General features: G+C 52.9%; 10 protein-coding genes. 4 read left to right on the top strand and 6 right to left on the bottom strand.

The window, feature by feature from the left end; genetic code table 11:
• Positions 1–62 precede the first annotated feature (62 nt).
• The 6 genes from SOJ49_RS07445 to SOJ49_RS07420 all read right to left on the bottom strand — a co-directional run bounded on the left by SOJ49_RS07445 (position 63) and on the right by SOJ49_RS07420 (position 9,062).
• Complete coding sequence (locus SOJ49_RS07445; RefSeq protein WP_369857600.1) at positions 63–1,616, bottom strand: GNAT family N-acetyltransferase; 1,554 nt, start codon at positions 1,614–1,616, stop codon at positions 63–65.
• Positions 1,617–1,773: 157 nt separating this feature from the next.
• On the bottom strand, positions 1,774–2,082 hold the full coding sequence (locus tag SOJ49_RS07440) for a hypothetical protein (RefSeq protein ID WP_369857599.1): 309 nt from the start codon (positions 2,080–2,082) through the stop codon (positions 1,774–1,776).
• 125 nt (positions 2,083–2,207) lie between these two features.
• The gene (locus SOJ49_RS07435) at positions 2,208–2,360 is read right to left on the bottom strand and encodes a hypothetical protein (RefSeq protein WP_369857598.1); all 153 of its coding nucleotides are present in this window, start codon (positions 2,358–2,360) and stop codon (positions 2,208–2,210) included.
• A 651-nt stretch (positions 2,361–3,011) separates the two neighbouring features.
• On the bottom strand, positions 3,012–4,976 hold the full coding sequence (aceF, locus tag SOJ49_RS07430; RefSeq protein WP_369857597.1) for a pyruvate dehydrogenase complex dihydrolipoyllysine-residue acetyltransferase: 1,965 nt from the start codon (positions 4,974–4,976) through the stop codon (positions 3,012–3,014).
• A gap of 12 nt (positions 4,977–4,988) precedes the next feature.
• Entirely contained in the window at positions 4,989–7,640 is a 2,652-nt protein-coding gene (aceE, locus tag SOJ49_RS07425) for a pyruvate dehydrogenase (acetyl-transferring), homodimeric type (protein ID WP_369857596.1), read from the bottom strand.
• A 432-nt stretch (positions 7,641–8,072) separates the two neighbouring features.
• Positions 8,073–9,062, bottom strand: a complete 990-nt coding sequence (locus SOJ49_RS07420) for a GlxA family transcriptional regulator (RefSeq protein ID WP_369857595.1) — start codon at positions 9,060–9,062, stop codon at positions 8,073–8,075.
• Positions 9,063–9,179: 117 nt separating this feature from the next.
• Between SOJ49_RS07420 and SOJ49_RS07415 the strand changes: the two genes are divergently transcribed.
• The 4 genes from SOJ49_RS07415 to SOJ49_RS07400 all read left to right on the top strand — a co-directional run bounded on the left by SOJ49_RS07415 (position 9,180) and on the right by SOJ49_RS07400 (position 12,510).
• A complete protein-coding gene (locus SOJ49_RS07415; RefSeq protein ID WP_369857594.1) occupies positions 9,180–10,877 on the top strand; it encodes a beta-ketoacyl synthase in 1,698 nt (565 codons plus the stop codon).
• Positions 10,878–11,105: 228 nt separating this feature from the next.
• On the top strand, positions 11,106–11,636 hold the full coding sequence (locus SOJ49_RS07410) for an ATP/GTP-binding protein (protein WP_369857593.1): 531 nt from the start codon (positions 11,106–11,108) through the stop codon (positions 11,634–11,636).
• Positions 11,637–11,758: 122 nt separating this feature from the next.
• The gene (locus tag SOJ49_RS07405; RefSeq protein ID WP_369857592.1) at positions 11,759–12,148 is read left to right on the top strand and encodes a roadblock/LC7 domain-containing protein; all 390 of its coding nucleotides are present in this window, start codon (positions 11,759–11,761) and stop codon (positions 12,146–12,148) included.
• Positions 12,149–12,228: 80 nt separating this feature from the next.
• On the top strand, positions 12,229–12,510 hold the full coding sequence (locus SOJ49_RS07400; RefSeq protein ID WP_369857591.1) for an antibiotic biosynthesis monooxygenase: 282 nt from the start codon (positions 12,229–12,231) through the stop codon (positions 12,508–12,510).
• The last annotated feature ends 2 nt before the right edge of the window (positions 12,511–12,512 follow it).

Here is a 12,512-nt window from a genome sequence, read left to right as displayed (position 1 = left end):
CAATCCGGGAGAGAAGCCGCCGACAATTACTATGCCCAACTGTCATTCCTGCTCAGGCAGACTCAACGAGTCTCGGAACCGATCCACTCAACCCGGTATAAATCGCGGCGCCGATCGAGAAAATTGGTCACCGACCCTTCATTTTTGACTTCCTGAAGTTTGGCCAGATCAACATCCACAATCAGTGTCATTTCAGTATTGGGGGTGGTTTCCGCCATGATGGCATCGTGTGGAAAAGAGAAGTCGGAGGGTGAAAACACCGCCGTCTGGGCATACTGTATATCCAGGCTATCCACTTGTGGCAAGTTACCAATACTGCCAGCGATCGCCACATAACATTCATTTTCAATGGCCCGCGCCTGGGCACAACGGCGGACACGCAAATAGCCATTTTTGGTATCGGTCCAGAATGGCACCAGCAAAATCTGCATTTCCTGTTCACTGAGGATACGTGCCAGCTCGGGGAATTCGACGTCATAACAGATCAGAATACCGACCTTGCCAAAGTCAGTCTGGAACAATTGCAGTTGATTGCCGCCCTGCATGATCCAGTCGCGTTTTTCGTGCGGGGTAATATGGATTTTTTTCTGTTCTTCCACCGAGCCATCGCGGCGCATCAGATAGGCTACGTTATACAACTCATCATTTTCGATCACCGGCATGGAACCGGCAACAACGTTGATATTGTACGACACCGCCAGGCGGGATATTTCGTCCTTGATTTGTTCACTGAAACTGGCCAGGTAGCGGATTGACTCAACGTAATTTTTATCCGGTGCCATCCCCATCAGCGGGGCATTAAAAAATTCCGGAAACAACGCCACATCACAACGATAGTCAGCCAGGGCATCAATAAAATACTCAACCTGTTGCAGGACTTCCTGAACGCTGTGCATTTCTCGCATTTGCCACTGCACACAGCCAATCCGGGCCGAGGTTTTCTGGGCACCAAACAGTTTGGCTTCGCGCGCTTCATAATAGATATTCGACCATTCCAGCAGGGTCGCATAGCCATGAGATTCCTTGTCGTCGGGTAAATAGCCCTTGATCACTCGTTTAACATCAAAATCGTTGGCCAACTGGAATGTCAGAATCGGATCGTAAAGCTCCTTACGTTTCACCGCCTGGATATATTGTTGGGGCGTCATCTCGCGTGAATGATCCTGGTAACCAGGAATCCGGCCGCCGGCAAATATGGCGCGTAAATTGAGGTTCTGACACAGCTCCTTGCGCGCTTCGTACAGCCGACGTCCGAGACGCAGGTTGCGGTAATCCGGGTCAACAAAGACGTCAACACCGTATAACACATCACCATCTGGATCATGTGATGCCAACGTTTCATTACCAGTGATTTCTTCGTAGGTGTGGTCGTCACCAAAATTGGCGTAGTCCACAATGACGGCAAATGCAGCCGCCACAACACGGCCACCGTCTTCAATACAAATTTGCCCTTCCGGGAAACGGTTGAGCATTGACTGATAGTTTTTTAACGGCCAGCCACCGCCCAGACCGGGATACACCTTATCCATAATCGACTTGATGTCGGCGTAATCTTTTTGGCGCAGACTGCGCATCAGCAAGCGAACATCATGGGTTGGATCATTAGGCTGGGTCATAAAAGCAACTTCCTGAAGAATAAGAACCTGTAAACGCCATTAAGCCGTGAAAGTTCCCGCAAAGTCACCCTGATAAAGTCACCTGACCAACGTCAGTCTGCTGGTGTAAGAGCTGGTGAAAGCATCCTTGCCAGAAAGTGCAGTCGTAGCACTGGTCTCAATTCAAGCCCTTGGCTTGCGCCAGTTCGACTTCCAGTAACAAGCGTCCAAAGATCAGTTTGGTTACATGGGCCTTCATTGCGGAATGTAATTCCAGCACGGCCTGCATCCCTTGCCCTTGCTCATCATCCGGTATCGTCACGGTATGACTGAATTGATGATCAACCCAGACCTGCTGCATCCGTGCGACCACTTCGTCCTGAAGTGCTGTTTGAGCGTCACGCTCGGATAATATCGTACGGATAATATTTTCCAGTATTGCCCATTCCGCATCCGCATCTACGGGAATATTAAAAGGTATTTGCATCCTGACCTCGGTTTTCATCAATGAAACCCGATGCTAACACGGGGAACGTGATCTGCTCCTCTCCATCACCCCAGACCATCACCCCAGACCATCACCCCAGACTATCACCCCAGACCATCGCAAGGTTAACGGTCGTTGCTGTCAGCTTTAGGTGGGCGCGGCATATGAGCCGACATTTCCTCTTCTGTCAGCACACCGTCACCATCGGTATCCATCTCACTGAAGTGCTCAGCCAGCGGTGGAATACTGGCAGCTTCATCACTAGGGGGCGTTCTCAATTAGTTAACGCGTCCTGTTATGGAGAAAAAATCCATCAGGCAAGGCGTTGAACGCAGAGAATGGTGGGCCCTTTTCAAGTTCAACAACACCGCATGATGGATTTTTAACCATAACCCTTCGGGCTGAGGCCAGTTGACTCCAGAACGGTGTTATTCGTCGCTTATTTAGCACGCCAAACCACACTCCTCATGCCTTGTTCTGAAGCCAACGGGCTCTCAGCAGGTCCGATTGACCAATTGAGAACGCCCCCTAGAGATCACACCATCCGAGTTACTATCCAGATCAGCGAATGCCGGTGGTCGCTGACCATGCTGGCCACGCTCTCCGTCCCTATCATCCGCCATTGCCAAACCGCTAATCGTACACAACAGCAGTACAACACCCGCCAATTTATTCATCGATTCACCCTGGAATAACAATCTTTTTTGAACCGTCATTGTGCCGCTAACGCACGTAAGAGGGTGTCAGATAACGCAGAAAAGCGTTGGAAAGTGCGACTAACAGATGTTCAAAGCAGTGAATCGGAGACACAAAAAACCGGCCAAAAGGCCGGTAAACAAGCAGTTCCCTGCAATCGTCGGACTGCGGGAACACAAAAGAGCCAACCCCCAAATTGTTGGCTCTTTTACTTCACACGCGAGGTGAAGGACTTACAACAGTACTCGACGGATATCCGCAATCATCGCCACCAGCGTGGTAAAGAAGCGGCCACAGTCAGCACCGTTGATCGCACGGTGATCGTACGACACAGCCAGCGGCAGCAAATTGCGCGGAACAAATTCCTTGCCATTCCAGACCGGTTTCATCTGTGCCTTGGAAACACCCAGAATGGCCACTTCTGGCGCATTCACGATCGGTGTAAAGCCGGTACCACCAATGGCACCCAGACTGGAGATGGTGAAGCAGCCACCCTGCATATCGCGAGGTTTCAGCTTGCCATCTCGAGCGGCCTTGATCAGGTCGTTGGTTTCCTTGGCAATCTGGTAGATACCCTTTTTATCAGCATCACGCAGTACCGGTACCATCAGGCCGTTTGGTGTATCGCAGGCAATACCGATGTGCACGTAGTTCTTGTGCACCATATGCTCACCGTCGTGGTGCAGCGATACGTTAAAGCTTGGCTCTGCACGCAGCGCCATCGCTGCCGCCTTGATCAGGAATGGCATCGGCGTCAGTTTGACACCCGCCTTTTCTGATTCCGCTTTCATTGACTTGCGGAATTCTTCCAGATCGGTGATATCAGCTTCGTCGAACTGGGTCACATGAGGCACGTTCAACCAGGAACGCGACATATTAACCGCCGTCACCTTCTTGATTTTGCTCATCTTGACCATTTCGATTTCGCCAAACTGGCTGAAATCGACTGCCGGGATCGGTGGAATACCAGTCCCGCCGGTCACGGCAGCCTTGGCAACGGGTACTTGCTCGGCCCGCTTCAGTGCTTCCTTGACGTAGTTGCGAATATCATCCTTGGTAATACGACCGCGAATACCGCTGCCTTTCACCTTGCCCAGATTCACACCCAACTGGCGCGCCAGGCGACGGGAAGAAGGACCCGCGTATACGTCGGTAGGCTTGGCTTCTGTTTCGGCCAAAGTACCGGCCTTTGCAACAGGTGCCTGGGCTGGGGCTGGAGCCGCAACAGGAGCCGCCGCAACAGGCGCTACCGGAGCCGCAACAGCCGCAGGCGCTGCTACTGCTGCGCTTGCAGGTTTGAAGATGGCGTACAGATCACCTTCGCTGACGGTATCGCCTTCTTTCACCTTGAAGCCCACCAGAATACCGTCTTCCGGTGCCGGGACATCCATGGACGCCTTGTCGGTTTCCAGTACAATCAGTGAATCTTCTGCTTTTACTGCGGTGCCCGGAGCCACACACAATTCAATCACGGTCACACCATCAGCACCGCCCAGATCCGGCAAGGCCAGTTCCATTTCGGCAGCAGGCGCTGCGGCAGGCGTAGCAACAGCCGCCGAAGCTGCAGCAACAGGGGCTGCTGCTGGCTCTACAACCGATACCGCAACGTCAGCTGCACCAGCAACTTCCATGATGGCGTAGACATCTCCTTCTTTGACTTTACTGTCAACCGCAACCTTGAACTCGATAATTTTACCGGCTTCAGGGGCAGGAACATCCATCGATGCCTTGTCAGTTTCAAGTACCAGCAGTGAGTCCTCTGCGGCAACTGTAGTACCAGGCTCGACACACAGTTCGATCAGGGTAACTTCGTCGGCACCACCCAGGTCTGGAATGATCAGTTCTATCTGTTTGCTGCCACCACTGGCAGTAGCTGCAGGAGCTACTACAGGAGCTGGCGCAGCAGTTGGTGCAGGCGCAGGCGCTTCAACCGGTGTCGCAACCACTGCGGTTTCACCCGCAGCGGTTTCCAATACCAGAATCGGCGCGCCTTCGTTGATCTTGTCACCAACGCTGATCAGCAATTCAATCACCTTGCCAGCCGCCGGAGAAGGTACTTCCATCGAGGCCTTGTCGGTTTCCAGCACAATCAGATCCTGATCGACTTCCACCATGTCGCCAACAGCAACCGAGACTTCAATTACATCAACGTTTTCCGCACCACCAATATCGGGCACTTCTACAGTCATTTTGCTCATATCAGTCTCCTGTCAAACTGTGGTCGGATCAGCTTTGTTGGCATCGATGCCCAGCTTCTGCCGCACTTTTGGCAACTCTGCTGTGTCGAACTTGCCCTGCTTGGCCAGGCTGGTCAGTGCCGCCAGAACCACAAAGCTGCGGTCGACTTCAAAGAAGTGACGCAGTTTTTTGCGGGTATCCGAACGTCCGAAACCATCGGTGCCCAGCACTTTGAAATCACCCGGCACATAGGCGCGCAGTTGTTCACCATAGGTCTTGATGTAGTCGGTAGACAGAATAACCGGGCCGTCCTGCTCACTCAGACACTGGGTGATGTACGGCACTTTCTGTACTGCTTCAGAGTTGATCAGGTTCCAGCGCTCACAGGCCTGTCCATCACGCGCCAGTTCGTTAACACTGGTCAGACTCCAGACATCGGATTCAACACCATAGTCTTCACGCAACATAACCGCAGCGGCTTCCACTTCACGCAGAATCGTACCGGCACCCATCAACTGAACACGAGGCCCGCTGGATTTCTTGCCTTCTTTCAGCAAGTACATGCCTTTGATAATGCTGTCTTCAGCACCTACTGGCATTTCCGGATGAACGTAGTTCTCGTTCATGGTGGTGATGTAGTAGAAGCAGTTTTCCTTGTCTTCGTACATACGCTTGAGACCATCCTGGATGATCACCGCCAGTTCGAAGCCATAGGTAGGGTCATACGACCTGCAGTTTGGAATGGTATGCGCCATCAGGTGGCTATGGCCATCCTGGTGCTGCAGACCTTCGCCGTTCAATGTGGTACGACCGGCAGTGGCACCAATCAGGAAGCCACGGGCCTGGATATCACCGGCCAGCCAGGCAAGGTCACCAATACGCTGGAAACCAAACATTGAGTAGAAAACATAGAACGGTACCATCGGGCAGGCACTGTTACTGTAAGCTGTTGCCAACGCTACCCAGGCAGACATGGCACCGGCTTCGTTGATGCCTTCCTCCATGATCTGGCCTTTCTTGTCTTCCTTGTAGTACATGATCTGATTGGAGTCATGCGGGGTATATTTCTGACCGGCTGAGGAGTAAATACCCAGTTGGCGGAACATACCCTCCATACCGAACGTACGGGCTTCGTCAGGCACGATAGGCACAATACGCTTGCCGACTTCTTTGTCTTTCACCAGCTGCGACAGTACCCGGACAAATGCCATGGTCGACGACTGCTCGCGATCACCGGAACCGGTCAGCTGGCCTTTGAAGGCTTCCAGAGCCGGAGTTTTCAACGCTTCAAAATCGGCACGACGGGAAGGCACAACGCCGTTCAGCTTGTCACGACGTTCCTTCATGTAACGCATTTCAGGGCTGTCAGGCGCTGGACGGTAATAAGGAACCGTTTCCAGTTCGTCGTCGCTCAGCGGGATACCAAAACGGTCACGGAATTTACGCAGTGCGGCTTTATCCAGTTTCTTCACCGAGTGCGTCGGGTTTACCGCCTCGCCTGCTTCACCCAGACCATAACCTTTCACCGTCTGAGCCAGAATCACGGTTGGTGATCCCTTGTTCTCCATGGCTTCCGAGTAAGCAGCGTAGACCTTGAATGGGTCATGGCCACCACGGTTCAGATTAAAGATGTCGTCGTCCGACATATCCTTGACCAGTTCCAGCAGTTCTGGATATTTGCCAAAGAAGTGCTCACGGGTGTAAGCGCCACCGTTGGCCTTGTAGTTCTGCAACTCGCCGTCACACACCTCGTCCATACGCTTCTGCAGCAGACCGGACTTGTCTTTTTCCAGCAGTACATCCCAATGACGACCCCAGACCACCTTGATGGTGTTCCAGCCAGCACCACGGAAGACACCTTCCAGCTCTTGCATGATCTTGCCGTTACCACGCACAGGACCATCCAGACGCTGAAGGTTACAGTTAATCACGAAGACCAGGTTTTCCAGCTGCTCACGGCCTGCCAACGAGATAGCGCCCAGTGTTTCCGGCTCATCACACTCGCCGTCACCGAGGAATGCCCACACTTTACGATCACCACGAGCGACCAGATCACGGGCGGACAGGTAACGCATCACGTGCGCCTGATAAATCGCCTGGATCGGGCCAAGGCCCATGGAAACGGTCGGGAACTGCCAGTAGTCCGGCATCAACCACGGATGCGGGTAAGAAGACAGACCACCGCCATCAACTTCGCGACGGAAGTTGTCCAGTTGGGATTCATCAAAACGGCCTTCCAGATAGGAACGGGCGTAGATACCGGGTGAAGAGTGACCCTGGAAGTAGATCAGATCGCCAAGATGGCCATCATCGTTGCCACGGAAGAAGTAGTTAAAACCGATGTCATACAGGGTAGCCGCAGAAGAGAACGATGCAATGTGACCACCAAGGCCTTCATCATTGTCGTTAGCGCGCATCACCATGGCCAAGGCATTCCAGCGAATCAGCGAGCGAATGCGGCGCTCCATAAACAGGTCGCCCGGCATACGCCGTTCCTTATCGACAGCGATGGTGTTGCGATACGGTGTAGTAATGGCGGCGGGCAGGTCGACGCCTTTCGACAGAGCGTGATCAAACAGTGCTTTCAGCAAGAAGGCAGCACGCTCGGGGCCTGAGTGGCGAATGGTAGCGTGGAGTGAATCGAGCCATTCTTGTGTTTCGTAGATATCGACATCTTGTGTCATACGGAACTCCCAGTCTTCTTATACATGCGCCCGGATCAGGCGCGGGTGAAGGCCTTGTGAGCCTGGTAACCCCTAAAATCTGGTCTTATCGATTATCCTTTTTACGATAATCGACAATATCTGACCCCGTTTTATAGGCTAAAAATTCTTGGTCTCTGGTCGTAATACTCCGAGGGTCAGGAGTAGCAGGCCCAGACGACGGGCGACAGTCTGCCGCGTCCCAAACAAGAAAACAACGCCTCCCCGTAGTTTTTTTACAACCAGGCAACGTTATTTCCCGTCAAACACGCAAAGAAATGAAAAGCCAAATATCGCCCTCCACACCCTATTCCCACTGAACTATAAGCACTGAGAATAACCAGAATCACTGCAAACTATGGATGATTTTAACGCCAGCATCGATTTTCGATGGAAATATCAGGCACGTTTTGCCTAGCCACTGGTAAATAATTTACCGCGTACCTTTTTCCGGAATTCACCCGGCGACTGCCCCTGTAACCGACGAAAGATCTTGATAAAGTAGCTGCTGTCGCCAAAACCCGTTTCTTGTGCAACATCCGCAACAGACAAGTTACTGTGCTGCAACAATTCTCGGGCGGCCTGACAGCGAATGGTCTGCTGATACACCAGTGGCGTTACTCCAACGACCTGTCTGAAGCGGCGCATAAACTGCCGTTCACTCAACCCGGCCCTTTCTGCGAGCAGACCGAGTGAAAAAGGTTCCCGCAAATACTGGCGCATCCAAGCCTGCACCAGTGCAATCTCTTCATCCGCGTGTCGTGCACCCTCACCAATAGAATACACCTTGTTTTCGAACGGTTGCCGTACCTCTGGAGAGAACTGCTGCTCAATTTGCAATGCCATCTCCCGCCCCCAGGTCTGACCAATAAAATGAATCACCATATCGGCCCCGGAGTTAACGCTGGCAGCACAATAAATACGCCCGGCCTGGGTCAACAAATGCTGGCGCTGTAACAGCACCTGTGGGTAATCGGCGGTAAAACGATCCTGATAATGCCAATGCGTCGTTGCTGGCTTGCCGTCAAGAATACCGCTGGCGGCCAACAAACAGACTCCGGTACCCACCGAGATCACACTGGCTCCTTGCCGATATTGTTCAGCAATCCAGCCAATAACGCTGGCATGGGTCTGTAACACTCGCCGAGGGTTGCGCCAGAGGGCCGGTACGACCACCAGACTGGTGGATTCAATTTCAGCCAGGGTTCGATCCGGACAAAGTCTCAGCCCCCCGAGACTGGATATGTCACCCGGCTCCGCCACTCCGGTTTCAATGTTGAAGCTCACGTTACCCTGCCGCGCTACTTTTAATCGGGCACGTACTGCTTCCAGCATTTCGATCGGGATTGCAATACTGGAAGTCAGCATTTGATCAACCAGCAATACCGTCACATGTTGCAACAAAGTGTCTCTCCCATGTTTCACATAACGACAATATCATTTTATCTTTTGTCCATATCAACCTACTAGGTGGAAATTTGATGCCCGTAAGATAGTGAAAATACTTTTTGGGCCTCGATTATGAAAAATCTGGCAGTAATAACCGGTTTTGGTGGAATCAATGCCGCAGGCCGCAGTTCGGGCCATCATGCGTTTCGCCGCATGATTCTCGACTCACTCACCGGTGCCAAACGCGAACAGACGCTTGCCAGCCTTGCCAGTCTGATGGCAACCACGGATGAAGATGCCATTCTGAATGGCACCCTGGTACGCGAATGGGACAATGTGCCATGGGATGCCAAGGCGGTGCCTTTTCACAAACCGTTCAAGGATGAAGACGGCAACCCCTGCTGGCGCCTGACGCACCGTCGCCTTGCCGTACAAAGCGCCGGTCAGCTGCCCGCGGGTTTTGACCCGGCAACCCTGTATCGCTCACTGCACCACCCGCGTGGTTTGCAAATGGCCGTCTATGCCGCATCTGATGCCCTCGGCTCGCTGGGAATCGACTGGGAAACCCTGTGCCAGCACGTCGGCCCGGATGAAATAGCCGTTTATGCTGGCTCATCCATGGGTCAGCAAGACAGCAATGGTAACGGTGGCATGATGCAGTCGGCCTTACTGGGCAAGCGCACCTCATCCAAGCAATGCGCCATGAGCATGAACCAGATGCCGGCCGATTTTATTAACGCCTATGTGCTTGGTAACGTCGGTACAACTGGCTGTATGTCTGCGGCTTGCGCCACCTTTTTGTACAATTTGCGCCTCGCCAGAGAAGACATAGAAAACGGCAAGCGCCGTGTGGTCGTAGTGGGCAATTCCGAAGCCCCCTTGGTGCCGGAAATCGTCGAAGGTTACAACGCTATGACGGCACTGGCGTCGGAACAGAAACTACGGGATCTGGACAATATTCCCGCCACTGCAGCGGCGGATCTCCGCCGCGCCAGCCGACCATTCGGTGACAACTGTGGCTTTACCATTGCAGAATCGGCGCAGTTTTTTATTCTGACGGATGACAAACTGGCGCTGGAGCTGGGGCTGACCATCCACGGCAGCGTTGGCGATGTTCAGGTCAATGCCGACGGCTACAAGAAGTCTATCTCCAACCCTGGTATCGGCAATTACCTGACCATGGGCAAGGTCGTTGGTAACGCCCGCCGCCTGCTTGGTGAGGATGTCTTGCGTCACGGCACCTTTGTCCATGCCCATGGCAGCAGCACGCCCCAAAACCGGGTAACGGAATCCCATATCTATCAGCAACTGGCCAGTGCCTTCAAACTGGAAAACTGGCCGGTAACGGCCGTCAAGGCTTATGTCGGACACTCCCTGTCCGCCGCCTCCGCCGATCAACTCAGCGCCACACTGGGAACCTGGGCCGAGGGGTTTATCCCCGGCATCAAAACAACCCACAAGATTGCGGATGATGTGCACCAGCAACAGCTGGAATTTGTCCTGCAGGACAAGCAGATCGACCCGGCCGAACTCCCGGTTGCCTTTATTAATGCCAAAGGCTTTGGCGGCAATAATGCTTCCGCCATGATTATTTCACCGGCCAAAACCCGCCAGCTGATCGCACAGCGTTACAGCGCAAGCGAGCTCAGTCACTACCAGAATCGTAATGAAACTGTGGCAGAAACTGCACACCGGTACGACAGCGACGCCACCGCAGGAACAACCCGTCCACGCTATCACTTTGGCGAAAGTGTGCTGGAGCCTGCCGATCTGACCATCAGCGACCAGGAAATTCGTATTTCAGGGTGGGATCAGGCCGTTCCTCTTTAAGGCCAGCCTGCGGTTACCTGGGTATTTGTCTGTCGCTGTTGGCATTGACACTTCTGAGCTTTACTCGTTTGCTATCACCAGCCAAGCTCAGAGGATCTCCAGGCAGCGCGCGTCCAAAGCACGGGCAAATCACTCAGGAACTGACGAATTTGCGGCTGAAACCTCATTGCTGGAAGTAAATGATCAGTAGACTATCAGATCGATTCACCCACTCGGGCCAAGGAAAACATGGAATACAAGATTATCTTCGGCGGGCAAGTAGGCGCTGGTAAAACGACCGCGATTGCCGCTATCAGCGATGTACCGGTAGTCAAAACGGAAGCCAGAGCCAGTGACGACGTTGCCTTGCGTAAAGACACCACCACTGTGGCAATGGACTATGGCCTGATCAATCTTCCTGGTGGCGAGAAAGTCCACCTGTTTGGCACTCCGGGCCAGACCCGCTTCAGCTTTATGTGGGACGTCCTGACCGTAGGTGGCTTGGGATTGGTGCTACTGATCGACAATGCCGCAGCCAATCCGGTTGAAGATATGGTCACCTATGTTGAAGCATTCCGTAAATTCATTGACAACAATGCTTTGGTTGTTGGTATTACGCGTATGGATCTATCGACCAATCCGCCGCTGGCAGCCTACATCAGCAAGCTGCAAGAAATGGGAATCAATGCACCGGTATATGAAGTGGATGCCCGCAAGGCAGAAGACGTCGAAGTCATGCTGATGAGCCTGCTCTCTATTCTGGAGCTGGGCTTGAAGTAGAAGCAATAGTTAACAGCAGTCATGGTTGATAATGGTTGAAGTAATGGCGCTACGTGGCAAATCAGCCTTGCCGGGCATCCAGACCCGATTGCACGACGCCTGTTCCAAAAGGAAACCAAGTAATGAATGAAACCTCTACACATCCCGAAGCGACGCGGATTTTTGCCATATTACGTAGCATGATTTCAAACTCCGAAGGGGCAATACTGGCCACTGCCACCATGACAACCGACGGTCTGATTATTGCCTCCGCACTGGGAGACGGTATTGATAGCGATATTTTTGCAGCCATGAGTGCTTCCTTGCTGGTACTGGCAGAGCGTGCCTCCCAAGAGGTAGATATCGGCGAACTGAATCAGGTGATGGTCATGGGTAGCCAAGGCGTTATGCTACTGACGCATATCGGTCAGGATGCAGTGCTTGCCGTCTCGACCACACCGTCTGCCAATCTCGGCCAGGTGCTGCTGGATACCACTAACGCAGTCACTGCGTTACGCAGCCTGCTCGACTAAAGAGACATGCTGACGGGCTTGATTTGTATAATCCATCGCACTAGTGTCTGCACAACCAACCGACTCAGGAATAGCACCACATGATCAAGGTTATTATCGATCGTCGTATCGCAGACGATATGGAATCGACCTATGAAGATGCCATCAAACACACCCTGCGGGCGATTCTGGAAGCGCCTGGTTACGTTTCCGGGGCCTCCTATAAAGACGCCAGAGATCACCATCACCGCATTATTATTACCAATTGGCAAAGCTTGCAGGACTGGGAACGCTGGGCAGTATCCAGTGAACGCCGCGAAGTCATTGCCGCAATCCAGCCAATTCTGATGCGTGAAGAACGTATCAGTATACTGACTGCCTGATT

This window comes from Candidatus Thalassolituus haligoni, from assembly GCF_041222825.1.
Taxonomy (GTDB): Bacteria; Pseudomonadota; Gammaproteobacteria; order Pseudomonadales; family Oceanobacteraceae; genus Oceanobacter; species Oceanobacter antarcticus.
Note: the sequence above shows the minus strand (reverse complement) of the source record. Positions and strands in the feature narration are given on the sequence as shown.